Below are 25104 nucleotides of genomic sequence, written 5' to 3'. Positions count from 1 at the left end.
TCATTCATTGTCCTGTCCTGGACCAGAACAGTTGACCGCGACTAAAAGGAACCAGATTGATGCGGATCAGCTTTTCTGGTTCAGAGGCCGAACACCATCGACTTGAAGCTTACGAAGGGCTCAAGTCTCTAGATGGCATAGTCCGCGTTGCTACCATAGCCGCCCATTACGCAGCAACAAACGAGGTTCGCTTTAGAGCGCCTTATTCGCCGATGTTACAGGTACAATTATCCGGCGTTAAAAATGGCAGTTTTGAGTTCATCTTTGATCAAATATCTAAATTTGCAGACCGGGTTTCGGGAGACGCCGCCAAGCGTCGATCCGAGGCGCTTTTCTCAAAGCTAGTTTCATTAGGAACTGGACAAGATGATGAGCATGTAATTGTCGTGCCAGGGACGAAGATACCAGACGGCGATTTGGCAGCAATGTCAGAGGCTTCAGAATCGGCGTTAATATCTGCGCATCGCTGGATAGACGATGACGATAAAACTATTAGCATCATCGATGGCGATGATAAAGTTGAAATGAATTCAAGAACTAAAGATTTTGTAACTGAAGAGGTCGTGGGAGAGGTTTCAAATCAAGATGTGTCGGTTGCCGCGCTAAATGTTAACAACCGAAGCGGTCGCGTATACATGTTTGATTTAGGCAGGACCGTTCCTTATGCCGTTTCTCGAGATGCAGAATCAAGAACCGTTGCCAATTTATCAACTTACCTACGTCGCTATGCGCAAGGCAATGGCGATCGCGTTAATATTAAATTCTCCCCAATTAAACACAACGACGGACGGCTGAAGAAGATTATTATTTACGATTGCTTTGACGTGCGAAACGCGGCTTAATAATGATTTGGCGGAGCGCTATTTGCGGTAGATAGTCAAAATCTTGTTCAAGCGATGCGCAATTAATCGCCAATGTCAGGTCGGGACAGAGGTTCGGTCGAACCCCATGACGATAGCCAGCGTTTGACCGCCTCGTGGCTGATCAATCGTCCGTTTTGTACGTCTGCATATGCACGCGCGTCGGCCTCAGTCTCCGCGGCTTGATCACTAGTATCGAGCAAGGCGTTCTCACGGGTCACTCGTCAGAGATACACCCCAGCGCCAATCACGACCAGCGGCAACTCACGCCCGCTAACACCAAGGCGAGCGCTTGCCCCCGCCATACCGCCGCGCGAGGCCCTGCCTGACTAGCAATGCGCCGAGCGACACCCCGCCCCTCTCAACGATCCGCAATTTGCGCCCGTAGCGGTCGACGTCACGCTTGATCGGGGCCAGCTTGAACGGGCCGGCGTTCAGCATCCCTTGCATCTTTACCGTCGCCGCCCGCCCCAGCCGCGCCTCGCGCGCGCAGCGAGGTGGGTGGGTTTCCGGGGTGTCGATGTCGGCGATGCGGATCTTGGTGCCGGCCATCCAGAAGGTGTCGCCGTCGACCATGCAGTTGATCCGCTTGGCACGGCCGCAGATCGTGAAGCGCGCCGATACCGGCTTGCCCCCCGATAGCGCGGATGCGGCGGCAGCGGCGGTGGACGCCGCGCTGGCGACACCCGCTGCGGTGGCCAAGGTCCCTGTGGTGACCCCGCCCGTGGCGGCACCGCCATTCCTCGCAGTTCCGGCGGCGGCCGCATCGGACGACACCCCCGTCTTGGCCGCGTCCCTACCCCAACCCCAGCCGCCCGGCACGCGCAGATGCCCGGCGGGCCAGGCGATGCCGAACCCGGTCGGCCATTCGACCTTCAATCCCGGCGGCACCAGCGGGGACCAGTCGACCTGGCGGATCACCGGAATCATCAGCCCGAGCAGCACGCCGTAGAACACCAGGCGAAGTTGCAGCAGGACTCCCGGCTTGGCGCCGCGCCCGGCACCCCCGCGTCCGGCACTCCCGCGCCCACGCGTGGCGCCAGCGCGATCGCCGCCCAGCAACCGCATGAAATCAAACACATACTCCATCATCGCCCGCGCCTACGCGCGCGCGCGCGGAAGTCACCTCGCCGCAGCCCCGACTTGCGGCCAGCGGAGTCGGAAACGAGGCGAACGCATCGTGAACATCTTACCTGTCCCGTCTCGGAGGAATCGGACCGACAATGCCCCCGTCCCGCAAACGCACGAGTTTCCGCTGTCCTACACGGGGCCGACGTGCCCAGTTCGATGCGTGCCAGCCCTCACCCCACCCCAGCGCGACGAGCACACACCCCCGCGATCCTACCGGCCTGCGCCCTCCCGCGATCATCGTGCGAGCGTCTATACTTCCTATACTTCACTCCCCGACGCCCGCAGCGCCGGACGCACGAAGGGCGGGAAAGTGCCGCCACTCCCCGCCCTTCGTACGCCCTGCGCCCCCTCCCGCGATCACCACGCCAGCGTCTATACTTCCTATACTTCACTCCCCGACACCCGCAGTCGCCAGACGCACGAAGGGCGGGAAGTGCTGCCACCCCCGCCCTTCGTGCTCCCTGCGCCCCCTCCCGCGATCACCACGCCAGCGCCTATACTTCCTATACTTCACTCACCAACCCACTGGAAACGCCGGACACACGAAGGGCGGGAAAGTTGCTGCCACCCCCCGCCCTTCGTACGCCCTGCGCCCCCTCCCGCGATCATCACGCCAGCGTCTATACTTCCTATACTTCACTCACCAACCCACTGGAAACGCCAGACACACGAAGGGCGGGAAATGGCCCTAGCCACTCCCCGCCCCCGTTACGCGTCCAGCTTGAACCTCTTTCGAGGCACAGGCTTAGAAGTGCGTGATGATGCCGAGCATCGGACGGAAGCTCTGCGCGTCGCCGAAGGTGTTGACCTCGGCGCGGATGCGGAAGCCTGCGTTGCCGGTGATGCCCTTCAGGCCGATGCTCTGCGGACCGACTTCTGCGCCGATGCCGTAGGTGATCGCGCTGTAGTCACGGTTGGTGTTGCCACCGTTGGTCGACCGTGCCGAGAACTTGTCGAAGTTGACCCACTGGTAGCCGACCTTGCCGTAGATCAGGCCGCTGTCGCCAGCGCGGAAGCCGAAGCGGCCTGCTGCGCCGTATTCCCAATCGATGTTGCCTTCGATGCCCTTAATCACGTTGCCTTCTGCGCCGACGAAGACCGGGCCGAGCGGCACGTTCACGCCGAGCACGCCCTGGACCAGCGAGCCCGATGGCTTGTAGCCGCGACGGGTCGAACCGTCAGCGTTCAGCGCCTGCGGGATGCCGTGGCCGCGCTCGTTGTCGAACTGCTCCCAGCCGCCCATCACGCCGAAGTACGGCTCGATGCCGAATGCCTTCGAGCCGTCGGGAGCTGCTGCTTCGCCGGGCTGTGCGCTGTTGTCGACGGGTGCCGGTGCCGACATATCCTGCGCGAAGGCGGGAACTGCGACCGTTGCGGCGGCGAGGGCGATTGCCAGGGAAAGCTTACGCATGAGTTTGACCTTATACCGTGTGTTGCGTGGATCCCCGACTGCACGGTGCGTCGGTTGGTCCAGGCAAGTCGAAACAGGCCGGCGGCCACATGGTTGCACAAAAAATGTCACATTCGGGGAACTGTTCGGCTGTGTTGCGTTACAGCAACGGTTCCTGTCATTTACATGAACGAAGCATGGCAGTGCTGGGGCGGACTAGGCAGAAATACAGCGGAAAAGCGGCAAAAAGCAGTTCGCTCGGATTTCAGAGTCGTCTGCCTAGCGGCTGATGATCTGCTGTGTGCGGTGCAGCATGAATGGAGTTTTCCCGCCTTTTCCGCAGCCGCCGGGCGGCTCTGTTCCGGTCGGCGGGGATTCTGTGGGCGGCCAGTGACGCACCGTCGGGAAACGTCTCAGGCTAGGAGCGACGCGCCCATCACGGGCGCGTCGCGGATCGTTCAGGGCTTCAGCGCGACGTCGTCGGCGTCCTTCAGGTCTTCGTCGTCGTCGATGGTGTCGTCGTCGAGTTCGTCCTGGACATCGTCCTCGTCCATGTCGGCTTCGTCCATCGTGACCGACGAATCCGTCTCGCCGACCTCTTCGGAGTCCATCCCGGTCTCGTCGATCGACTCGTCGTCGGTGTCGTCTTCGCCCAGGTCGGGTTCGAGGTCGGTCAGGATGATGCCGTCGCTCGGGCCGTTGCGCGTGGCCTCGAGGATCTCGGCGCGCTGGCTCTCGTCATAGCCCTCTTCGTCGTAGCCGTCGTCGCCCGAACCGGCACTCGGCACCTGATGTCCGCCCATGGTCACACTCCCTCGTTCCAGGACGCCCGCACGTTGCGGGCTTACCGGATGCGAACGGTGGACGTGCGCGGTGGTTCCTTCAAGCGCGCGTGGGTGCGGATGATGCCGGCCGGAACAGGCGACCCCGCTCGGTGACCAGGATGGAAACGAGCGCGGCTAGCCCCGCGATCAGGAACCCGCCGACCAGCGGCACGGTGGTGCCGTCGAACGCCTGCCCGATCAGCGCGCCGAACACTGCGCCGACGGTGACGCTCAGGAACCCCTGCACGCTCGACGCGGTGCCGGCGATACGCCCCATATTCTCCATCGCCATCGCCGAGAAGTTCGACGTCGCCAGCCCGAAACAGCCCAGCGTCAGCGCCTGGAAAACCGCGAAACTGACCAGCGTTTCGAAGCCGATCTCGATCGCAAACAAGTGGACCAGCGAGACCAGGATCATCAGCGACAGCGCACCATGGCTGATCAGGCGGGTGCCCAGCCGCATCACGATCCGCGAGTTGAGGAGATTGCAGATTGCCATCGTCACCGACGTCGTCGCGAAGATCAGTGCGAGCAGCGACGGCTTGTGGAACACGTCCGCCATGATCTGCTGGATCGAATTGAGATAGCCGTACAACGATCCCAGCAACGCGGTCGAGGCGAGCGTATAGCCAAGCGAATTGCGGTCGCCGAGCGTCTGGCGCCAGTCGCTGAAAATCCGCCCCGGTGTGATCGGCAATACGTTCTCGGCCGCCAGCGTCTCCGGCATCCGCAGGTAGAACCAGATCAGCACGCCCAATGTCAGTACCGCGACCGTCCAGAAGATCGCCCGCCAGTCGCCGAACTGGAGCACCGTCCACCCGAACGTCGGCGCGAGGATGGGAACGATCATGAACACCATGAACGCAATAGACATGACCCGCGCCATAGCCCGCCCATGATAGCAATCACGGACCAAAGCGATCGTCGCTACCCGCGCCGCGGCAATGACCGCCCCGCCAAATGCCCGCGCGGCCAGCAACAGCGTGAAGCTGCCCGCGGTCGCGCAGGCGACGTTCGCGATGATGTACAGGACCAGCGACCACAACAGCACCGTCCGCCGTCCGAACCGATCCGCCAGTGGCCCGTGGACGAGCTGCGCGACGCCGAAGCCGATCACGAACGCGGTCACCACGAACTGCCGACCGTTCTCCGACGCGACGCCAAGCGAGTCGCCGATCGCGGGCAGCGCGGGGAGCATCGAATCGATACCGAGCGCAGTGAGCGACATCAGCGAGGCGACGAGCGCGACGAATTCGACGAAGCCGATCGGCGCGCCACGCATCGCCGGCGCGTCGGATTGGGGATCCTGGGTCTGCATGATGCGTGCGCCTTTACCTGCTCGGGCGATCGCACGGAACCCGCTAACCGGCGCGGTTCCGCCATGATTGCACGATGCGCCGATGCCTCCTATCTGTATTGCCAGAACAACACAGTTCGGAGATAGCCATGATCCGCCCGCTCTTTCTCGCCACCGTCGGTCTCGTGGGCGTGCTGGCGCTAGCCGCCTGCGACCGCTCGAACGAAGGCGCATCGGTGTCGATCAACGCCGATGGCGGCAATGTGCTCGGCGCAATCAACGGCGAGACCGGAGAGATGAAGATCGACGTCCCCGGCTTTCAAGGCTCGGTGAAGCTGCCGAAGATCAAGATCGACACGAGCAACTTCGATCTCAACGGCGTGCGACTCTACCCGGGTTCGACGATCAAGACCCTCAACATCGTCGGCAACGAAAAGGCCGGCGGGCTCCGCGTGGCTTTCGCCAGCCCTGCGACGCCGCTAGTTGTGCGCGACTGGTTTGCACAACGGCTCGGAAAGGTCGGCTATCAGGTGCATCCCGAGGGGGCGAACCTGATCGGCACGACCGACGAAAACAAACCCTTCCGCCTCGAACTGGCTCCGGATGGCAAGGACCAGGCGACCGGGACGATCGTCATCAGCGGGTAAGGCGTAAGAGGGATGACAGGGATGCGTAAATCTCAACTCACCCTAACCCAAGCATTTGGCACGGCATGGCCGATCCCCTATATCAGCAGTCCCCCAATCCGGACACGAACCCCATGCTCGACACCCCCGCCGCCCAGGTCCCGACGCTCAGCCTCGCCACGCAGGACACCGACCCCGACGGCTTCGCCGCCGCGTTCGGCGAATCGTTCGAGCGGTTCGGCTTCGCGATCGTTGCCGACCACGGCATTCCCGCCGACCTGATCGAGCGCGCCTGGGCCGAGACGAAACTCCTGTTCGACCTGCCCGAGGACGAGAAGCGCGGCTATCACATCCCCGGCGGCGGCGGCGCGCGCGGCTACACGCCGTTCAAGACCGAGATCGCCAAGGATGCCAAGGTCGTCGACCTCAAGGAATTCTGGCACGTCGGCCGCGAACTGCCCGAGGGCCATCGCTATGCGGACACGATGGCGCCCAACGTCTGGCCGACGCGACCCGAGGGGTTCAAGCCGGTCTTCCTCGAACTCTTCGCTGCATTCGACCGCGCCGGCGATAAGCTCCTGTCTGCGATCGCGCGCCACCTGAAGCTCAAGCCCGACTGGTTCGATCCGGCGGTGAAGGACGGCAACAGCATCCTTCGTTTGCTGCATTACCCGCCGATCCCCGCCGATGCAGAGGGCGTCCGCGCCGGCGCGCATGAGGACATCAACCTCATCACGCTGCTGCTCGGTGCCGAAGAAGCGGGTCTAGAACTGCTCGACCGCGCCAACGGCCGCTGGCTGTCGATCAAGCCGCCCGAGGGCGCGATGGTCGTCAACGTCGGCGACATGCTCCAGCGCCTGACCAACAACGTGCTGCCCTCGACAACGCACCGCGTCGTCAATCCACCGCCCGAGCGCCGCGGCCATTCGCGCTATTCGATGCCCTTCTTCCTGCATCCCGCGCCGGATTTCCTGATCGAGACGCTGCCCGGGACGGTCACGCCGGACAACGCGAACCGCTATCCGACCCCGATCACCGCGCATGATTACCTGTACGAGCGGCTGGTCGAGATCGGCCTGATCAAGAAGTAGGGCGAGGCATGTCGATCCTCCCCCGCCAGGGGGAGGTGGCTGGCGCTCGCCAGACGGAGGGGGAGGAAAGGGTAACCGCCGTTCCGCTTCCCTCCCTCTCCGTCACCTTCGGCGCCACCTCCCCCTGGCGGGGGTGGATTGCGATTCCGGGCACGCCCCAAACCTCCGCTACTACCTTCCTCTTCCACCCCGGCGGACGCCGGGGCCCAGTTGGAAAGGTTGCAGTAACGATACGCATCGCTTCATTATCACCGTCCCCCAACTGGGCCCCGGCCTTCGCCGGGGTGGCGGTTCGTCATAGGAACGGCCGCGCCCCCAAACACCCCACCGCTTTTCTCCCCACCTGATACCCAACAACCACGCTTCGCCCATTGGTGCAGGCGCGCGCATCCGCTAGACCGCGCGCGATGCCCCATCTCTATCTCGTCGACGGCTCCGGCTATATCTTCCGCGCCTATCACCGGCTGCCGCCGCTCACCAACAAGCATGGCGAGCCGGTCGGCGCGGTGTACGGCTATACGACGATGCTGTGGAAGCTCGCAGACGAGGTCCACGCGGCCGACGGCCCGACCCACATGGCGGTCATCCTCGACAAATCATCGAAGACCTTCCGCAACGATCTCTACGACAAGTACAAGGCGCAGCGTCCACCACCGCCCGAGGACCTCGTCCCGCAGTTCCCGATGATCCGCGACGCCACGCGCGCGTTCAGTCTCCCCTGCATCGAGACCGAAGGACTCGAAGCCGACGACATCATCGCCTGCTATTCGAAGGCCGCGCTCGCGCAGGGCTGGGAAGTCACGATCGTCAGTTCCGACAAGGACCTGATGCAGCTCATCGAGCCCGGGCTCGACATGTACGACACGATGAACAACCGCCGGCTCGGCGCGGAGCACGTCGCGGAGAAATTCCACGGCGTCACACCGGCGCAGCTCGGCGACGTGCTCGCGCTGATGGGCGACAGCGTCGATAACGTCCCCGGCGTCCCCGGCGTCGGCCCCAAGACCGCCGCGAAGCTGATCCTCGAACACGGCGATCTCGAATCCGTGCTGGCGGCGGCCGACGGCATGAAGAAGGGCAAGCTGCGCGACAATCTGATCGAGCATGCCGAGATGGCGCGGCTGTCGAAGGTGCTCGTCTCGCTCAAATGCGACGTCGCGCTGCCCGAACCGCTCGAGGATCTCGAACTCAAGGGCATTCCCGACGCGCCGTTGCGGGCGTTTCTCGAGCATCACGGCTTCAAGTCGCTGCTCGCCAAGCTCTCCGCGGTCGCCGACGCCCCCGTCGCCGAATCGCCCGTCGTCGCGGACATGGACGACGACGAACCGTGCAAGCACGACGACTATGAAACCGTCGTCGACGAAGCCGCGCTCGATCGCTGGATCACCGTGGCCAAGCACCAGGGATGGATCGCGGTCGACACCGAGACCACCGGCATCGACGCGACCCGTGCCGATCTCGTCGGGATCAGCATGGCGCTGCATCCGAACCTCGCCTGCTACGTACCTATCGCGCATGGCGGGACGGATTTGCTCGCGGAAAACCCGGTCCAGCTCGATTGCGCACTCGTGCTCGCGAAACTGAAGCCGTTGCTGGAGGATCCGAGCATCCTGAAAATCGGCCACAACCTCAAATACGACATGATCGTCCTCGGCCGCGCCTACGCGCCCACCGGCGGCGTGCAGATCGCGCCGTTCGACGACACGATCGTGATGAGCTTCGATCTCGACGCCGGGCTGCACGGCCACGGCATGGACGAGCTCGCCGCCACGCACCTCTCGCACAGCTGCATCGCGTTCAAGGACGTCGTCGGCACCGGCAAGACGCAGCGCACCTTCAACGAAATCGACCTCAAGGCCGCCACCCGCTACGCCGCCGAAGACGCCGACGTGACGCTTCGCCTGTGGCGCCGGTTCAAGCGCCGCCTTCCCGCGGAAGGCTCGACCCGCGTCTACGAGATGGTCGACCGCCCGCTCGTCCCCGTCATCGCGCAGATGGAAATGCACGGCATCAAGGTCGACGCGGCGAAGCTGTCGAAACTATCGACCGAGTTCGCCGGCCAGATGGCGAGCCTGGAAACCGAAATCCACGCGCTCGCCGGCGCGCCGTTCACGATCGGCAGCCCCAAGCAGCTTGGCGACGTGCTGTTCGAGAAGATGGGCATCAAGGGCGGCCGAAAAGGCAAGTCCGGCGTCTATTCGACCGACGTCAACGAACTCGAACGGATCGCCGCCGACAAGGATTCGCCTGGCGCCGTTATCGCGCGGAAAGTGCTCGACTGGCGCCAGCTGTCGAAGCTGAAGTCGACCTACACCGACGCTTTACAGGCGCAGATCAACCCGGCGACGGGCCGCGTCCACACGTCGTACAGCCTCACCGGCGCGCAGACCGGACGGCTGTCGTCGACCGATCCGAACCTGCAGAACATCCCGATCCGCACCGAGATCGGCCGCCAGATCCGCGACGCGTTCGTCGCCGAGCCCGGCAACGTCATCCTCGCCGCGGATTACTCGCAGATCGAGCTGCGGCTCGCCGCGCACATGGCCAACGTCCCCGCGCTGAAGGCGGCGTTCGCCAACGGCGACGACATCCACAGCCTCACCGCGCAGGAACTGTTCGGCGAGGTCAACCGCGACACCCGCGGCCGCGCGAAGACGATCAACTTCGCGATCCTCTACGGCATCTCGCGCTGGGGCCTCGCCGGACGCCTCGACGTGTCCGCTGACGAAGCGCAGGCGATGATCGACCGCTATTTCGATCGCTTCCCCGGCATCTCGACCTACATCGTCGAAACGACGGAGAGCGTCCGCGCAACCGGCTACACGACCACGCTGTTCGGCCGCAAAACGCACTTCCCGCGCATCCGGTCGAAAATCCAGCACGAACGCCAGGGTGCCGAACGTGCTGCGATCAACGCCCCGATCCAGGGCACCAGCGCGGATATCATCAAGCGCGCGATGATCCGCATGGGCCCCGCGTTGCTCGAAGCCGGCCTGCCCAACGTCCGCATGCTCCTCCAGGTCCACGACGAACTCGTGTTCGAGTTACCGGAAGGGGACGTCGATGCAGCCAAGCCTGTGATCGAACGCGTCATGGCAACCGCTGCACTTCCCGCAGTAACACTCGACGTACCCCTCGGCATCGAGATCGGCACCGGCCTCAGCTGGGGCGCCGCGCATTGAGCCAGTCGATGCCCGAAAACCTTCCCCCCTCCCTGGAAGAGAGGGGCCGGGGGTGGGTCGGCCTGAGGCAGGCGCAACCGAACCTCACGGGCCGACCCACCCCCTACCCCTGCCTTCCAGGGAGGGGGGAAGCGTGACCGAGGCCACGCAGGATATCGACACGCTCGCTAAGGGCGGTCGGACCAACATCGCCGGCTTCGTCCTCCGCCTAGCCGCGCGCATCCCGTTCCTGTTCATCGCCGGCCGCATCTACGGGCCGGACCTCGTCGGCCGGTTCGCCATCGCAGTCGTGGTCGTCGAACTCGCAGCCTTGCTGGCAACGCTCGGCCTGAAACGCGGCCTCGCCCAGGCGCTCAGCAGTGCCGACCGCCCCCATGCCAACGTGGTCTGGGACGCGATGGCGGTCGCGTTCGTTGCATCTCTCATCGCCAGCGCGGTCCTCTGCACCTTCCCGCAGATCATGTATCCGAACAGTGCGATCACCGGCCTCGACCGGTTCCTGCCGCTGATCATCGTCGCGATCGCGTGGTCCGACGTCAGCCTCGCCGCGCTCGCCTATCGCCTCAACGTCAAGGCCGCGGTGACGGCTCGCGCGGTGGTCGAGCCGTGGACGATCTCGATCGCCGCCTGGGCGTTCTCGTATTTCACGATCCGCGACGGCCTCGTGCTGAGCTACGTCGCGTCGATGACCGCGGCGCTGATCGCCAGCCTCGTGCCGTTCCTGCGCAGCTACGGCGTGCCCCGCGGCTGGCCGCCACACCTTCGCCCGCTCTACGCGCTCGCCCGCGCCAACGTGCCGCTCGCGGGCGCCGACATCCTCGAATGGGGCAGCCGCAACGTCGACCGCTTCATCCTCGGCGTGATGTTCGAGCCGAAGGTCGTCGGCATTTACTACATGGCACAGCAAGTCGCGAGCCTGCCGCAGAAACTGAAGACCAGCTTCGACCCGATCCTCGGCCCCGTCATCACCCACAGCCTCGCGATCAACGACCGCGCCGCCATCGCCAACCAGGTGCGCCAGGTCGCGTTCTGGATCATGGCCGCACAAGGCGGACTCGCGCTGATGGGCTCGATCCCCGGCGAAGCGGTGATGGGCGTGGTCGGCCCGCAGTTCGTCGCCGGCACCGCCGCGCTCGCGTTCCTGCTGACCGCCGAAGTGCTCGCCTCGACCGGCGCGGTGAGCGAATCCGCGCTCGTATACATCGCCCGCCACCGTAACCTGATGATTTCCGCGGCAATGCTCGCCTTCCAGGTCGGGCTCAGTTTCGCGCTGATCTTCACGATCCGCGCGCTGGGCTATCCGGTCAATTACCAGGCAGCAGGCCCGGCGATCGCACTGATGCTGTCGGTGGGCGTGACCTCGATCATCAAGGCGAAGCTGCTCGGCCATCTGCTCGGTGCAAGGGTCTCGCCGTGGCGCTGGCCGTTGGTCTGGGCAGCCGGCGCCGCGATCATCGTCGGCGGCGCGTTCACCGCATTGCCCAAGCGCTACGAATGGGTCGAGCTCGCGATCGGCGAACCCGCGATCGCCGCGACCTATCTCTACATCCTGTGGAAATACGCGTTCGGTCCCGCGGACCGCGCGCTGTTCGGCAAGAAGCCGGAAGCCGTCGAACCCGCGCTACCGCAGACCGGATCGCCGGTCCTCTAGGTCCTCAGTAAGCGCGCGCTACCGCGAACTCGACCGCCTCGACCATCGCGTCCTTGGCGTCGCCATTGGCAAAGCCACCGATCGAGTCGATCGCGCGCTGGCCGTAATGGCGGGCCCTCGCGAAGGTGTCGTCGATCGCACGGGTCGAGCGGATCAGGCGGACCGCGTGTTGCAGGTCGGCGTCGCTGTCGCGGCGACCTTCGACCGCATCCTTCCAGAATGCGCGATCCTCGGCCGAGCCGCGCGCATACGCCAGGATCACCGGGAGCGTCATTTTCCCCTCGCGGAAGTCGTCACCCGCGTCCTTGCCCATCGTGTCCGCGTCCGAGACATAGTCGATCGCATCGTCGACCAGCTGGAACGCGATGCCGAGGTTGCGGCCATAGGCGTCGAGCGCGGCCTCCTCGGCTTCGGGACGCTCGGCGACGACAGCCGAAATCCGGCAGGCCGCGGCGAACAGCGCGGCAGTCTTCGCGCCGATGATGTCGAGATAGCGCTCCTCGCCGAGATCGACGCGGCGCGCGGCGGTGAGCTGGTTCACCTCGCCCTCGGCGATCACGGCGCTGGTCGAGGACAGGATCTTCAGCGCCTTGAGGCTGCCCGCCTCGACCATCAGTTCGAAGCTGCGGCTGAACAGGAAATCACCGACCAGCACGCTTGCCGGGTTGCCCCAGATGATGTTGGCGGTCCGCTTGCCCCGGCGCAGGTCCGAGCCGTCGACGACGTCGTCGTGGAGCAAAGTCGCGGTGTGGATGAATTCGACCGCGGCGGCGAGCAGGTGGTGCTGCGTACCGCTGTAATCGATCAGTTGCGCGCTCGCGAGCGTCAGCATCGGCCGCATCCGCTTGCCGCCGCCTGCGATCAGGTGACCGGCCAGTTCGGGGATCAGCGGTATCTCGGACTGCATCCGGCCGCGGATCACCGCGTTGACCTGGTCCATATCGCCGGTGACGAGCTTGACCATCGGGTCCAGCGAGGGCTGTGACTCGGGATTGGGACGAAGGGTGTCGAGGCGGTGGACGGTAGCGCTCATCTGCCCGAGCCTCTGCCGCCTATGCCCCTGCAAAGCAACCCTTGCCGACCCTCAGCGTGCCCCGGCTCGCCCCAGTCTGCCGTGCGACACCTTGCCGATCCGGCCGCGGCCCCGCAAAAGGCGCCCCGAACCAAGGAAAGGGTAGGTAGGTGGCTGACGACCTGTTGACCGGATACCGCCAAAGTATCGACAATATCGATGCGGCGCTGATCCACATGCTCGCCGAGCGCTTCAAGGTGACCCAGGCGGTCGGCCGGCACAAGGCAACACACGGGCTGCCGGCCGCCGATCCCGGCCGCGAGGAACGCCAGATCGCCCGATTGCGGCATCTGGCGGCGGAGGCACAGCTCGACCCCGAGTTCTCGGAGAAATTCCTGCGCTTCATCATCGACGAGGTGATCCGCCACCACGAGCGGCTGGCGCACGATCCCGCCTGAGGGGCGATTCTCTTCCCTGCCTGAGAGGGGAGGTTCGGGGGTAAGTTGGCTTCCACATATCGGACCACTACGACACAAGCTGGCCCACCCACCCCTAGCCCCTCCCTTCCAAGGAGGGGAGCTAAGGAGGCAAAGACGGTTCCTCGTCCCTTCACTGGGTCTTCTCCCCTCCCTGGAAGGGAGGGGTCGGGGGTGGGTCGGTTTCCGCATATCAGACCGCCCTGCCATGAGCTGGCCGACCCACCCCCAAGCCCCTCCCTTTCAGGGAGGGGAGCAGCAGAATGACGAAAACGTCACCCTTGCTCCATTTGTCGATCATTCAAAGGCGTGCAATCGGTTGCGAATGACGTGGTTTCGACGATCGTTGCTCGCTTTTGCCGTGCTCGCAATCGCCGCGACCGGTTTCATGGGCTGGCTCGGCTATTTCGGTGGCCAGCTGTTCACCGACGTCCCCGCCATCACGTCGCCGGCAAAGCCCCGCCGCCCGTTCGCCGCGGTGCTGCTGACCGGCGATCTCGGCTACAAGATCGGCATGGCACCGCAGATCGCGCGGCGGCTCGCGGCGGACGGCGTGCCGGTGGTTGCGGTCAACACGCTCACCTACTTGCGAAAAACGCGCACGCCGGCGGACATCACGATGCTGATCGCCCGCGCCGAACAGCGGGCGCTGCGGTTCGGGCAGACCGACCGGGTCGTGCTGATCGGCCAGTCGTTCGGCGCGGACATGCTGCACGTCGGGTTGGTCGACCTCGCCCCCCAATTGCGCGCGAAGATCGCCAAGGTCGCGCTGATCGTGCCCGAGAACACCGTCCAGTTCCGCGCGTCGCCGAGCGAAGTGTTTGATTACTGGACGCCGACCACCGATGCGGTGCCGACCGCCCGCCGCCTCGACTGGGCGCCGCTGCTGTGCGTGCAGGGCGTCGAGGAGACCGAGAGTCTGTGTCCGTTGCTGACCCAGGCCAATGCACGGCGGGTCGCCCTGCCCGGCGGACACCCGCTTCACCGCGACGCCGATGCACTCTACGACGTGCTATCGCGGTTCGTATTCGCGGATTGAGGATCGACCGATGGTTGCTGCACTGATGGCGCTCGCGATGGCCGCGGGCAGCCCCGCTCCCGCTTCCGCGGTGGAAGGCGTCTGGCATAATCCGAAGAACAGCGTGGCGGTGAAGACCGGCGCCTGCCCCGACAAGACCGGCGGCAGCAAACTCTGCGGCTGGGTCGTCCGCGCCGACGACGAGGCGCAAGCCGACGCGCGCGATGGCGGCACCCCGAAGCTGATCGGCACGGCGTTGCTCCGCGAATACCGTCCGAACGGTCGCAACCGATGGTCCGGGCAGATCTTCGTACCCGACATGGGCCGCACCTTCGGATCGACGCTGACGCTGGTCGACGCGGACACGATCGACGTGAAGGGGTGCCTGATCGGCGGCTTCCTGTGCAAGACGCAGACGTGGCGACGCGGTTGACGCGCGTGACCCGGATCCGCGACTGGGCCCGAATCCGCGACTGGATCGCGCATCGCCGCGGCACGCTGATCGCGCTCGCGGTGCTGGTGGTCGCGGTGCTCGGCTTCGCGGCGATCCACAAGCTCACCGCGGAGATCCGCCTGTCCGAGGTCCGCGCGGCGTTCGCGGCACTCGGCTGGCCCGAATTGTCCGCGTCGATCGCGCTGACGATCGTCAGCTACATCGCGCTCACCTTCTACGACACGATCGCGCTCCGGGTGATCGGCCACCCGCTGCCGTGGCACACCGCGGCGATCGCCTCGTTCACCAGCTACACGATCAGCCACAATCTCGGCCTCGCTATGCTGACCGGCGGCTCGGCGCGCTACCGGGTCTACAGTCGCGCTGGCCTCGACGAAGCCGCCGTCGCGCGCGTCGTCCTGATCGCCGGCGTGACGTTCTGGGCGGGCGTGATCACCGTCGCCTGCCTGTCCATGGCGCTGCATCCGGGCATGTTGCCGATCGTCCGCTGGACCATGCCGCCGCTGCTGGAGCGGTCGATCGGCATCGCGATCCCGCTGGCGATGCTGGCGATCGTCCTGCGGTATCGCCGCGGCGGGGCGATCGGACTGTTCGGCTGGCGACTGCCCTTGCCCGATGCGCGGCAGGCGCTGGCGCTCGTGCTGGTCTCGACGGTCGACCTCGCCGCGGCGAGCGCGGCGCTGTTCGTGCTGTTGCCGGGTGCCTCGCCAGACCTCTATCCGGTGCTGTTCCTCGGCTATGCGGTGGCGATCGTGGTCGCGCTGATCAGCCATGTGCCGGGCGGGCTCGGCGTGTTTGAGGCGGTGATCATCGCGACCATGCCACAGAACAACGCGACCATCCTCGCCGCGCTGCTCGCCTATCGCATCATCTATTACGTCGCGCCGCTGATCCTGGCGGCGGTATTGCTCGCGTTCCACGAGGGCCGGCAATGGCGCCGTCGCGACCGCACCGCCGGACAGGAGCGTCGCGGCACCGATCCACTGGCGATCGCGCTGCCGCTGGCGCCGTTACTGCTGGGCGTGCTGGTCTTCCTGTGCGGCGCGATGCTGCTCGTCTCGGGCGCGCTGCCCGCCGCGCCGGGCCGGATGGACGTGCTGGCGAGCGTCCTGCCGCTGCCGATCAGCGAGATGGCGCATGTCGCGGCGAGCCTCGTCGGCGTGATGCTGCTGTTCGTCGCGCTCGGGCTGTACCGGCGGCTCGACGGCGCGTTCTGGGCGGCGCGGCTGCTGCTGGTCACGGGGACGCTGCTGTCGATCGCCAAGGGCCTCGATTACGAGGAGGCGACCGTGCTCGTGCTCACCGCCGCCGCGCTGCAATGGACACGGGCGGCCTTCTATCGCCGGACGCGGCTGACCGCGGAGCCGCTGTCGCCCGAATGGCTGGTCGGCGTCGGCGCCGCGATCGGCCTGTCTTTGCTGATCGGCTTCTTCGCCTATCGCCATGTCGGCTATTCGAGCGACCTGTGGTGGCGGTTCGAGACCGACGCGAACGCCTCGCGCTTCCTGCGCACCAGCCTGGCGGTCGGGCTGTTGCTGATCGGCGCGGCGATCTGGCGGCTGTTCGCGGCCGTGCCCGTGCCGATGATCCATGACGAACTGCCGCGCGACGTCGCCGAGGCGGCGCTCGCGCATGCCGACCGCACCGATGCGATGCTCGCCTTCACCGGCGACAAGCGGTTCCTGGTGTCGGACAGCGGCGACGCGTTCCTGATGTACCAGGTGAAGGGCGCGAGCTGGATCGTGATCGGCGATCCGGTCGGCCCCGCGGAGGCGTGGTCCGAACTCCTCTGGGCGGTCCGCGCCCGCGCCGACGCCGCGCAGGGCCGGCTGCTGCTGTACCAGATCGGCCTCAGGATCGTGCCGATCGCGATCGAGATGGGGTTGAAGCTCGTCAAATACGGCGAAGAGGCGACCGTCGAGCTGGAAGGGTTCACGCTCGACACGCCGGACATGCGCAGCGTGCGCAAGGCGAGCCGCGTCGCCGAGCGGGCCGGCGCCGAGTTCGCGGTCGTGCCCGCCGCCGAGATGCCCGCGATCATGCCCGAATTGCACGCGATCTCCGACTGGTGGCTGACCGACAAGAACCACGCCGAGAAGCGGTTCAGCGTCGGCCGGTTCGAGCCGGGGTATATGGCGAAGTTCGACTGCGCGGTGGTGCGGATCGAAGGGCGGATCGTCGCCTTCGCCAATGTCTGGGGCACGCCGAACAAGCAGGAGCTGTCGGTCGACCTGATGCGCCACGCCGAGTCGATGCCGCAGGGTGGCATGGACTTCCTGTTCACGCGGCTGATGCTGTGGGGCCACGAACACTGCTATCGCAATTTCTCGCTCGGCATGGCGCCGCTGTCGGGGATCGAAGCACGGCGGCTGTCGCCGGCCTGGTCGAAGGTCGCTGCGTTCCTGTTCCGTCATGGCGAGCGGTTCTACGGGTTCGCCGGCCTGCGCGCTTACAAGGAGAAGTTCCGCCCGAACTGGACGCCGCGCTACATCGCCTCGCCGGGCGGCACCTCGCTGCTGCACGGGCTGATCGATTTGCAGGCTTTGGTGAGCCGGTAAGGCTTGCTAGGGCTCCCCCATGAGCTTCCTCCTGGCAATCGAAGGCGCCGACGGCGCGGGCAAGGCCACCGCCTCGGCATTGGTCGTCGAGCAGTTGCGCGTCGCCGGTCGCACCGCCGACGTCGTGTCGTTTCCGCGCTATACCGAGACGGTCGGCGGCTGGGCGCTCGGCGCGATGCTGGCAGGGACGCTCCCGCGCGGCACGTCGCCGAAAGCGGCGGCGGTGCTGTACGCGCTCGACCGGATGGAGTCGCGCGATCACCTGCTGGCGACGATGGCGGCGAACGACGTGGTGGTGTTCGATCGCTACATCGCCTCGAACATGGCGTATCAGGCGGCGCAGGTCCCGGCGGACGAGGCGGACGCGATGATGGCGTGGATCGCCGACCTGGAGACGGGGTCGTTCGCGCTACCCAAGCCCGACCTGTCGGTCTATCTGGACACGCCGGCCGAGATCGCGCGCGGGCTGATCCTGAAGAAGCGTAAGCGGTCCTACACCGACGATGCGTTCGACGCGTACGAGGCGGATACCGGGCTGCAGGACCGGGTCAGGACCAACTACACCGCGATGGCGAAGGCTGGGTTGCTCGGACGGTGGGCGACCGTTTCGACCGTGAAGGACGCCGCGTCGCGGGCGCCCGCCGAGATAGCCGAGGAGATCGTCGCGCTGCTCGACTGAGCCGCGCCGTCCGATCAGTCGCTCCGCCGCCCCCCGTCATCCTGACGAAAGTCAGGACCCAGGGTAATGGAACGCGGCCCTGCTTTGCTCTGGGTCCTGACTTTCGTCAGGATGACGTAGGCGGGCGCGCGCCTTTTTAACTTTTTTGTCATCTACGGATTCCGCATTGCAGCATAAGTAAACGCCATTACTTAGCACGCTAATGACTTCCTCCCGTGCCACTCTCGAATCCTCATACGCCCGCACCCTGCTGCCGCTCGCCCGACTGTGGCGCCAGGCGGCGGATCGGGCGCTCAGCGACATGTGCGTGTCCGCATCGTCGGGATGGGCGCTGGTCCAGGTCGGCCGGCTCGGCGACGACGTGCGCCAGACCGATCTCGCCACCCAGCTCGACGTGACGCAGGCCTCGCTCGTCCGCTCGATCGACCAGATGACCGCCGCCGGCCTCGTCGAGCGCCGCCGCGATCCGGCCGATGCGCGTGTCAGCCGGATCCGCCTGACCGATCGCGGCCGCACGCTCGTCACCACGATCGAGGCGAAGTTCACCACCCTGCGCCACGAAATGCTCGAAGGCGTCACCGACGACGACCTCGCCACCGCCCTGCGCGTGGCGGAGCAACTCGGCGCGCGGTTCATGGCGGATCGCGCGCGATGAGCCCGACCCGATGATCCTCGCCCGGTTCGGCGCGAAGGAAGCGCTCTTCTCGGTCAAATGCCTGATCGCCGCGTTCCTCGCCTACTACATCGCGCTCAGGATCGGCCTGACGCGCCCCTATTGGGCGGTGACGACGTCCTATATCGTCGCCCAACCGCTGGCCGGCGCGGTGCTGTCGAAGGCGGTGTTCCGTGTCGCGGGCACGGTGCTCGGCGCGATCGCCGCGGTCGTACTCGTCCCCAACCTCGTCAACGCGCCCGAACTCCTGTCGCTCGGCCTCGCGCTGTGGCTAGGCCTGTGCCTCTATATCTCGCTGCTCGACCGGACACCGCGCGCCTACGTCTTCCTGCTCGCCGGCTATACCGCCAGCATCATCGGCTTCCCCTCGGTCGCGACCCCCGGCGCGGTGTTCACCACCGCCGCGCTGCGCGTGCAGGAGATCACGATCGGGATCCTCTGCGGCAGCCTGATCCACGGGCTCGTGTTTCCGCAGACCGTGACCGCCGCGCTGCTCGGCCGGATCGACGCGATCCTAGCGGATGCCGAGCGCTGGTCGCGCGATTCGCTCGCCGGCGAATCCGACGCCCAGCTCGATCGCGACCGCCGCCGCCTCGCGCTCGATATCAACGAGCTGCATCAGCTTTCCATCCATCTGCCGTTCGACACCGCGCGCCTGCTGCCGCGCGTCCGGACGTTGCGCGCGTTGCAGGCCGAACTGTCGATGCTGCTGCCGCTCGCGAGCGCGGTCGACGACCGGATCGTCGAGCTGAAGCGCGGCGCCGACGCCCCCCGCCCCGAGGCGCTCGCGCTGATCGAGGACGTCCGCGAGTGGCTGCGCGATCCGCCACCCGCCACCGAGCGCGCCGCGACCGCCGACGCGCTGATCGCCCGCGCGCGCGCGCTAGAGCCGCCGGTCGACGATACGCTGATCTGGCGCGATGCGTTGCGGTTGAGCCTGCTCGCCCGCCTCGGCGAACTGGTCGACGCGCACCGCAACGCTCGCGACCTGCGCGATCAGATGCGCTCGCCGTCGCGCACGCCCGTCACGCCCGCGGTCGCCCGCCTGCTCGCGCGCACCGCCAAGCGCCCGCTACACCGCGACCGCGGGATTGCACTACGCGCCGCCGCCGGCACGATCATGACGATCCTGCTGGGCTGCGCCTTCTGGATCGGCACCGGCTGGTCGGACGGCGCAGGCGCGGTGCTGATCGCCGGCGTGTGTTGCGCGCTGTTCGGCAACAGCGACAACCCCGCCCCGGCGATCAAGGCGTTCTTCTACGGGACCATCCTGGGGTTGGTCGTGTCCGCGGTCTACGCCTTCGCGATCCTGCCGCGGGTGACCGATTTCGTGACGCTGGCCGCCGTCCTCGCCCCCCCGATGCTGATCGGGGGCATGTTCCTCGCGCGGCCCTCGACCTTGCTCGTGACGCTCGGCGCGCTGCTCGGCGGGTTGAATACGGTCGGGCTAAACGACCGCTTCGGCGGCGGCTTCGACGCGTTCCTCAACGGCGGCATCTCGCAGCTGATCGGCACGCTGTTCGCGGTCGTCACGGTCGGCCTGTTCCAGACGATCGGCGCGGACACCAGCGCGCGGCGGCTGATCCGCGCGGGCTGGCGCGAACTGGCGACCCGCAGCGATTCGCCCGGCCGGCCCGACGCCGCCGGCTGGATCGCCCGGATGCTCGACCGGATCGGGCTGCTCGCGCCGCGGCTCGCATTGCAGGGCGAGGACCCCGGCAAACCGTTGCTGGACGCGCTGACCGACCTGCGTGTCGGGGTCGCGGTCGGCGAATTGCGCCAGTTGCGGCTCGACGGCACACCGAACGAAGCCGCGCTGATCACGCCGGTTCTCAAGGGGATCGGCGCGCATTACCGCGCGCTGCGCCCCAACGAGCCGGCGCCGCCCGAGCCCGACCTGCTCGCCGGGATCGACACCGCGATGACCGGGTTCGCAACCAGCACGCCAGACCGTCACCGCACCAGCATGCTCGCGCTGACCTCGCTGCGTCGCAACCTGTTCGCGTCGGCGCCGCCTTATCTGGCACCAACGTACGGAGTGGCGGCATGACCGGCGAAATCTCGATCGGCGGCGTCTACCTGCCGAGCCTCCTGCTGCTCGCGGTGGCTGCCGTCATCCTCACCGGCATCGCCACACGACTGCTCGCCTTCGCCGGCGTCTATCGGGCGGTGACGTATCGGCCGCTCGTCGACCTCGCGCTGTTCATCCTCATCCTCGGGCTGCTCGCCCTGCTGACCGGACCTTCCGCATGAATACCCGACTCAAATCGCTGCTCGCCCCCCTTGGCCGCTCCGCCGTCACGATCGTGATCGTCGCGCTCGCGCTGCTGGTCGCGCTGTGGCTGTGGAAGCGGTACGAGACCGATCCGTGGACGCGCGACGGGCATATCCGCGCCGACATCGTCCGCGTGACGCCCGACGTCGCTGGCCTCGTCACGCGGGTCGCGGTGCACGACAACCAGGCGGTGAAGCCCGGCGACGTGCTGTTCGTGGTCGATCGCCCGCGCTTCGAACTGACGCTGGCGCAGTCGGACGCCTCGATCGCGAGCGCCCGTGCGACGCTGTTGCAGGCACGCCGCGAAGCGCAGCGCGATCTCGCGCTCGGCGATCTGGTGGCGAAGGAGACGCACGAGCAGAACGTCGCGCGTGTCGCGACGGCATCGGCAGCGCTGGCGCAAGCACAGAGCGCACGCTCGACCGCCGCGCTCAACCTCGCCCGCACGACGGTACGCGCGACGGTACACGGGATCGTCACCAACCTCGATCTCCACCCCGGCGACTACATCGCGACAGGCGCACAGGCGATGGCGCTAGTCGACACCGACTCGCTGCGCGTCGAGGGCTATTTCGAGGAAACTAAGCTCGGCAGCATTCATCTCGGCGACCCAGTGATCGTCCACCTGATGGGCGAACCGCAGGCGCTGCACGGTCGCGTCGACAGCATCGCCGCGGGGATCAACGACAGCGAGCGGACGAATACCACCAACCTGCTGCCAAACGTGAACCCGACCTTCAACTGGGTACGCCTCGCGCAGCGCATCCCGGTGCGGGTGAAGCTGACCCAGGTGCCGAAGGGGGTGCAACTGATCGTCGGCCGCACCGCGACGGTGACGGTCGAACCGCGGGTCACGCCGGGGACGACAGCATGATGCGCGCACATACCCGCCACGCTTCGCTCAGCAGCGCGCCCTCTTCCCCCCTCCCTGGAAGGGAGGGGCCGGGGGTGGGTCGGGTTCCGCACGTTCGAACCGTTGTGCCACGAGCCGGCCTACCCACCCCCAGTCCCTCCCTTTCAGGGAGGGGGGCAGTTGCGGCTGCCTGCGCCCTCGCCCTCGCGGCCTGCACGACCGCCGGTCCGAACTACGCCCTCCCCGACCGCGCCGCCGTCAACATCCCCTCCGCGCAAGGCAATTTCGACAGCGGCAATGAGACGGCGTTCGTCGACACCCCGCTCCCCGATCACTGGTGGCAGCTCTACGGCGACCCCCGCCTCGACGGCTTCGTTACCGAAGCGCTCACCGCCAACACCGACCTGCGCGCCGCCGATGCCAACCTCCGCCGTGCCGATGCGGTGGTCGCCGAAGTCGCCGCCGGTCGCACGCTGTCGACCGTGCTCGGCGGCGGCACCTCGCTCGACCGGCCCTACACGACCGGCGGCAACCTCCCCGGTACGCTCGACTACAACCTCGGCATCACGCTGGCCTATCCGCTCGACCTCTCCGGCCGCATCCGCCGCGGGATCGGGGCGGCCCAAGGCGACGCGGAGGCCGTCGCCGCCGCGCGCGACAATGTCCGCGTCACCGTCGCCGCGGAAACCGCGCGCAGCTATGCCGCCGCCTGCACCGCCAACATGGTGCTCGCCGCCAACACCCGGATCCTCACGCTGCAACGCCAGACGCTCGACGTCACGCAGCGCCTGCAACGCGGCGGCCGCGGCACCGCGTTCGACGTGACGCGCGCAAGAACCGCGGTCGACCAGAGCGAGGCGCTGATCCCGTCGCAGGTCGCGACGCGCACTGCCGCGCTCTACAGACTCGCCACGCTGATGGGCCGCGCGCCCGCCGATTACCCGAAGGACGTCGCCACCTGCGCAAAGCCACCCGCGCTCACCCGCCCGCTACCGATCGGCGACGGCAGCGCGCTGATCCGCCGCCGCCCCGACATCCGCGGCGCCGAGCGCTCGCTCGCCGCCGCGACCGCGCGGATCGGCGTCGCGACCGCCAACCTCTACCCACAAGTCAGCCTCGGCGGGTCGGCCGGGTTCACCGGGCCGGTGTCGTCGCTCGGCTCGGGCAACGCATTCCATCTCGGGCTCGGGCCGTTGATCAGCTGGAGCTTCCCCAACCGCCCGGTCGTCCGCGCGCAGATCGCCCAGGCCGGCGCAGCCGCCGACCAGGCGCTCGCCCAGTTCGACTCGACCACGTTGGAAGCGCTCCGCCAGACCGAGACCGCACTGTCCGCCTATGCCCGCGAAGGCGATCGCAACGCCGCGCTCCGCCGTGCGCAGTCCAGCGCCGCGCGCGCCGCAGATCAGGCCGGCACGCTCTACCGGTTCGGCCGCACCGATTTCCTCTCGCTGCTGACCGCACAGGCCGCGCTGACAACCGCGCAGGCCAACCTCGCCGCGTCCGATGCGTTGCTGGTCGACCGCCAGGTCGACGTCTTCAAGGCGCTCGGCGGGGGTTGGCAGAGTTGAGGCTGCGTCGCCGCGGGCTGGCGTCGATCAACAGCGAAATCCGCGACGGCATCATGCCCGCCGCCGATACCATCGCGCGGGTGGCGAAGGACCCGGATGCGCTGCCGCACACCCCGAGCAACTACCGCGTCACCGCGCTGATCATCGCCTGCGCGCTGTTCATGGAGCAGATGGACTCGACCGTGCTCGCGACCGCGTTGCCGACGATGGCGCGCGATTTCGGCGTGCCGCCGACCAGCATGAGCTCGGCGCTGACCTCGTATCTGCTGGCGCTGGCGATCTTCATCCCGGCGAGCGGTCGCCTCGCGGACCGGTTCGGCTCGCGCACGATCTTCCGCGCGGCGATCCTGACCTTCGTCGGCGGATCGATACTGTGCGGCCAGGCGACGAGCCTGCCGTTCATGATGTTTGCCCGCTTCCTGCAAGGGCTCGGCGGCGCGATGATGATCCCGATCGGCCGCCTCGTACTGCTCCGCAGCGTCGCCAAGGAGGACATGGTCCAGGCGATGTCGTGGCTGATCATGCCCGCGCTGATCGGCCCGATCCTGGGCCCACCGGTCGGCGGCGCGATCGTCACCTATCTCGACTGGCGCTGGATCTTCTACCTCAACGTACCGATCGGGCTGCTCGGGGTGGTGCTGGTGACGCGCTACATCGGCGAGGTCCGCGAGGACAAACCGGCGCGTTTCGACGTCCCCGGCTTCATCCTGTCGGGCGTGTCGCTCAGCTGCCTGCTGTTCGGGTTCGAAATGACGAGCCGCACCGGCGAACTCGCGCGGGCCGTCGTGCTGATCGCGGTCGGGCTGGTCGCAGGCGTCGCCTACATCCACCATGCCAAGCATCGCAGTGACCCGATCCTCGACCTGTCGCTGATGCGAATCCCGACGTTCCGCCTGTCGGTGATCGGAGGATCGCTGACGCGCATCACGCAGGGCGCGCAGCCGTTTCTCTTGCCGATGATGCTCCAACTGGGCTTCGGCATGACCGCAGCGGCGAGCGGCGCGATCACGATCGCGGGCGCGATCGGCTCGCTGATGATGAAGAGCCTCGCACCGCGCGTGCTGCGCCACTTCGGCTTCCGCAACAGCCTGATCGTCGGCGGCCTTTGCGCGAGCTCCGGCTATGCGGTCGCCGGCCTGTTCCGCCCCGACTGGCCGATGCTGTCGCTAGGGATCTGCGTAGGGGCGGCGTCGCTGCATGTCGGGATGCTGGGGACCGGCGCGACCCGGCCGGCGCTAGCGAACTTCACGCTGGCGTTCCTGGTGGTGACCGCAGTGTCGGCGTCGGCGACTATCTGGAACCGACGTTTCGCGGTCGATGCCGGGGCGGACCTGAGCGGGCACCGGGGGTAGCAAGACGCAACATTCCCCCTCCCTGAAAGGGAGGGGTTGGGGGTGGGTCGGCCGGCTTGTGCCACTGCCCGTCCAACTATGCGAAAGCCGACCCACCCCCGGCCCCTCCCTTCCAGGGAGGGGGGAAGCAGTAG

Annotated in this window: 22 protein-coding genes; 16 read left to right on the top strand and 6 right to left on the bottom strand. The window is 66.7% G+C overall.

The genetic code is table 11. The annotated features are described in order from the left end of the window. Nucleotides 1–59: 59 nt before the first annotated feature. On the top strand, nt 60–842 hold the full coding sequence (locus U1708_RS02635) for a DUF7946 domain-containing protein (RefSeq protein ID WP_332742415.1): 783 nt from the start codon (nt 60–62) through the stop codon (nt 840–842). Between the two features lie 62 nt (nt 843–904). Here the strand turns inward: U1708_RS02635 and U1708_RS20840 are convergent, their stop codons facing one another. The 5 genes from U1708_RS20840 to U1708_RS02615 all read right to left on the bottom strand — a co-directional run bounded on the left by U1708_RS20840 (nt 905) and on the right by U1708_RS02615 (nt 5523). Next, the gene (locus tag U1708_RS20840) at nt 905–1081 is read right to left on the bottom strand and encodes an antitoxin (RefSeq protein WP_503676846.1); all 177 of its coding nucleotides are present in this window, start codon (nt 1079–1081) and stop codon (nt 905–907) included. A gap of 52 nt (nt 1082–1133) precedes the next feature. Then, nucleotides 1134–1952, bottom strand: a complete 819-nt coding sequence (locus U1708_RS02630) for a thermonuclease family protein (protein WP_332742414.1) — start codon at nt 1950–1952, stop codon at nt 1134–1136. 784 nt (nt 1953–2736) lie between these two features. Next, nucleotides 2737–3402 carry an outer membrane protein gene (locus U1708_RS02625; protein WP_307086949.1) on the bottom strand — a complete coding sequence of 222 codons (666 nt, stop codon included), beginning with the start codon at nt 3400–3402 and terminating at the stop codon, nt 2737–2739. A gap of 437 nt (nt 3403–3839) precedes the next feature. Further along, nucleotides 3840–4184, bottom strand: a complete 345-nt coding sequence (locus U1708_RS02620) for a DNA primase (RefSeq protein WP_307086950.1) — start codon at nt 4182–4184, stop codon at nt 3840–3842. A 79-nt stretch (nt 4185–4263) separates the two neighbouring features. Then, on the bottom strand, nt 4264–5523 hold the full coding sequence (locus U1708_RS02615) for a multidrug effflux MFS transporter (protein ID WP_332742410.1): 1260 nt from the start codon (nt 5521–5523) through the stop codon (nt 4264–4266). 128 nt (nt 5524–5651) lie between these two features. Here U1708_RS02615 and U1708_RS02610 point away from each other — a divergent pair, with 128 nt between their 5' ends. The 4 genes from U1708_RS02610 to U1708_RS02595 all read left to right on the top strand — a co-directional run bounded on the left by U1708_RS02610 (nt 5652) and on the right by U1708_RS02595 (nt 12052). Beyond that, nucleotides 5652–6149 carry a hypothetical protein gene (locus U1708_RS02610; protein WP_332742408.1) on the top strand — a complete coding sequence of 166 codons (498 nt, stop codon included), beginning with the start codon at nt 5652–5654 and terminating at the stop codon, nt 6147–6149. 113 nt (nt 6150–6262) lie between these two features. After that, a complete protein-coding gene (locus U1708_RS02605) occupies nt 6263–7219 on the top strand; it encodes an isopenicillin N synthase family dioxygenase (protein ID WP_332742612.1) in 957 nt (318 codons plus the stop codon). A gap of 407 nt (nt 7220–7626) precedes the next feature. Beyond that, the gene (gene polA, locus U1708_RS02600; protein WP_332742406.1) at nt 7627–10401 is read left to right on the top strand and encodes a DNA polymerase I; all 2775 of its coding nucleotides are present in this window, start codon (nt 7627–7629) and stop codon (nt 10399–10401) included. 133 nt (nt 10402–10534) lie between these two features. After that, nucleotides 10535–12052 (top strand): lipopolysaccharide biosynthesis protein, encoded by a 1518-nt coding sequence (locus U1708_RS02595; protein WP_332742404.1) that lies wholly within the window; start codon nt 10535–10537, stop codon nt 12050–12052. A 4-nt stretch (nt 12053–12056) separates the two neighbouring features. Here U1708_RS02595 and U1708_RS02590 read toward each other — a convergent pair whose 3' ends face one another. Continuing rightward, the gene (locus U1708_RS02590) at nt 12057–13085 is read right to left on the bottom strand and encodes a polyprenyl synthetase family protein (RefSeq protein WP_307086956.1); all 1029 of its coding nucleotides are present in this window, start codon (nt 13083–13085) and stop codon (nt 12057–12059) included. Nucleotides 13086–13234: 149 nt separating this feature from the next. Here U1708_RS02590 and U1708_RS02585 point away from each other — a divergent pair, with 149 nt between their 5' ends. The 11 genes from U1708_RS02585 (at nt 13235) to U1708_RS02535 (ending at nt 24970) form a co-directional block, all read left to right on the top strand. Beyond that, nucleotides 13235–13522, top strand: a complete 288-nt coding sequence (locus U1708_RS02585) for a chorismate mutase (protein WP_332742401.1) — start codon at nt 13235–13237, stop codon at nt 13520–13522. A gap of 343 nt (nt 13523–13865) precedes the next feature. Further along, nucleotides 13866–14579: an AcvB/VirJ family lysyl-phosphatidylglycerol hydrolase gene (locus tag U1708_RS02580; RefSeq protein WP_332742399.1), complete on the top strand. Its 714-nt coding sequence runs from the start codon at nt 13866–13868 to the stop codon at nt 14577–14579. A gap of 10 nt (nt 14580–14589) precedes the next feature. Further along, entirely contained in the window at nt 14590–14991 is a 402-nt protein-coding gene (locus tag U1708_RS02575) for a DUF2147 domain-containing protein (RefSeq protein ID WP_332742397.1), read from the top strand. Further along, on the top strand, nt 14961–17570 hold the full coding sequence (mprF, locus tag U1708_RS02570; RefSeq protein ID WP_332742395.1) for a bifunctional lysylphosphatidylglycerol flippase/synthetase MprF: 2610 nt from the start codon (nt 14961–14963) through the stop codon (nt 17568–17570). Before U1708_RS02575 ends, mprF begins: the two co-directional genes overlap by 31 nt. A gap of 19 nt (nt 17571–17589) precedes the next feature. Further along, the gene (locus U1708_RS02565) at nt 17590–18249 is read left to right on the top strand and encodes a dTMP kinase (protein ID WP_332742393.1); all 660 of its coding nucleotides are present in this window, start codon (nt 17590–17592) and stop codon (nt 18247–18249) included. Nucleotides 18250–18451: 202 nt separating this feature from the next. Continuing rightward, nucleotides 18452–18904 carry a MarR family winged helix-turn-helix transcriptional regulator gene (locus U1708_RS02560; protein WP_332742391.1) on the top strand — a complete coding sequence of 151 codons (453 nt, stop codon included), beginning with the start codon at nt 18452–18454 and terminating at the stop codon, nt 18902–18904. 10 nt (nt 18905–18914) lie between these two features. Continuing rightward, nucleotides 18915–20972 carry an FUSC family protein gene (locus U1708_RS02555; RefSeq protein WP_332742390.1) on the top strand — a complete coding sequence of 686 codons (2058 nt, stop codon included), beginning with the start codon at nt 18915–18917 and terminating at the stop codon, nt 20970–20972. Beyond that, a complete protein-coding gene (locus U1708_RS02550) occupies nt 20969–21175 on the top strand; it encodes a DUF1656 domain-containing protein (protein ID WP_332742389.1) in 207 nt (68 codons plus the stop codon). The genes U1708_RS02555 and U1708_RS02550 overlap by 4 nt, the downstream gene beginning before the upstream one ends. Continuing rightward, a complete protein-coding gene (locus U1708_RS02545) occupies nt 21172–22071 on the top strand; it encodes an efflux RND transporter periplasmic adaptor subunit (protein WP_332742387.1) in 900 nt (299 codons plus the stop codon). The genes U1708_RS02550 and U1708_RS02545 overlap by 4 nt, the downstream gene beginning before the upstream one ends. A 104-nt stretch (nt 22072–22175) precedes the next feature. Further along, on the top strand, nt 22176–23618 hold the full coding sequence (locus U1708_RS02540) for an efflux transporter outer membrane subunit (RefSeq protein ID WP_332742385.1): 1443 nt from the start codon (nt 22176–22178) through the stop codon (nt 23616–23618). Further along, on the top strand, nt 23615–24970 hold the full coding sequence (locus tag U1708_RS02535; protein WP_332742383.1) for an MFS transporter: 1356 nt from the start codon (nt 23615–23617) through the stop codon (nt 24968–24970). The genes U1708_RS02540 and U1708_RS02535 overlap by 4 nt, the downstream gene beginning before the upstream one ends. The last annotated feature ends 134 nt before the right edge of the window (nt 24971–25104 follow it).

It is taken from the genome of Sphingomonas arabinosi (genome assembly GCF_036663715.1).
Classification (GTDB): domain Bacteria; phylum Pseudomonadota; class Alphaproteobacteria; order Sphingomonadales; family Sphingomonadaceae; genus Sphingomonas.
The sequence above is the reverse complement of the archived record's forward strand: the minus strand, read 5'-3'. Positions and strand labels throughout refer to the sequence as shown.

Excerpts from the sequence above, each read along its gene's own strand:
- U1708_RS02635 (WP_332742415.1), top strand. The coding sequence starts at position 60 with ATGCGGATCAGCTTTTCTGGTTCAGAGGCCGAACACCATCGACTTGAA.
- U1708_RS02630 (WP_332742414.1), bottom strand. The coding sequence starts at position 1,952 with ATGATGGAGTATGTGTTTGATTTCATGCGGTTGCTGGGCGGCGATCGC.
- U1708_RS02625 (WP_307086949.1), bottom strand. The coding sequence starts at position 3,402 with ATGCGTAAGCTTTCCCTGGCAATCGCCCTCGCCGCCGCAACGGTCGCA.
- U1708_RS02620 (WP_307086950.1), bottom strand. The coding sequence starts at position 4,184 with ATGGGCGGACATCAGGTGCCGAGTGCCGGTTCGGGCGACGACGGCTAC.
- U1708_RS02615 (WP_332742410.1), bottom strand. The coding sequence starts at position 5,523 with ATGCAGACCCAGGATCCCCAATCCGACGCGCCGGCGATGCGTGGCGCG.
- U1708_RS02610 (WP_332742408.1), top strand. The coding sequence starts at position 5,652 with ATGATCCGCCCGCTCTTTCTCGCCACCGTCGGTCTCGTGGGCGTGCTG.
- U1708_RS02605 (WP_332742612.1), top strand. The coding sequence starts at position 6,263 with ATGCTCGACACCCCCGCCGCCCAGGTCCCGACGCTCAGCCTCGCCACG.
- polA (WP_332742406.1), top strand. The coding sequence starts at position 7,627 with ATGCCCCATCTCTATCTCGTCGACGGCTCCGGCTATATCTTCCGCGCC.
- U1708_RS02590 (WP_307086956.1), bottom strand. The coding sequence starts at position 13,085 with ATGAGCGCTACCGTCCACCGCCTCGACACCCTTCGTCCCAATCCCGAG.
- U1708_RS02580 (WP_332742399.1), top strand. The coding sequence starts at position 13,866 with ATGACGTGGTTTCGACGATCGTTGCTCGCTTTTGCCGTGCTCGCAATC.
- U1708_RS02575 (WP_332742397.1), top strand. The coding sequence starts at position 14,590 with ATGGTTGCTGCACTGATGGCGCTCGCGATGGCCGCGGGCAGCCCCGCT.
- U1708_RS02565 (WP_332742393.1), top strand. The coding sequence starts at position 17,590 with ATGAGCTTCCTCCTGGCAATCGAAGGCGCCGACGGCGCGGGCAAGGCC.
- U1708_RS02560 (WP_332742391.1), top strand. The coding sequence starts at position 18,452 with ATGACTTCCTCCCGTGCCACTCTCGAATCCTCATACGCCCGCACCCTG.
- U1708_RS02555 (WP_332742390.1), top strand. The coding sequence starts at position 18,915 with ATGATCCTCGCCCGGTTCGGCGCGAAGGAAGCGCTCTTCTCGGTCAAA.
- U1708_RS02550 (WP_332742389.1), top strand. The coding sequence starts at position 20,969 with ATGACCGGCGAAATCTCGATCGGCGGCGTCTACCTGCCGAGCCTCCTG.
- U1708_RS02545 (WP_332742387.1), top strand. The coding sequence starts at position 21,172 with ATGAATACCCGACTCAAATCGCTGCTCGCCCCCCTTGGCCGCTCCGCC.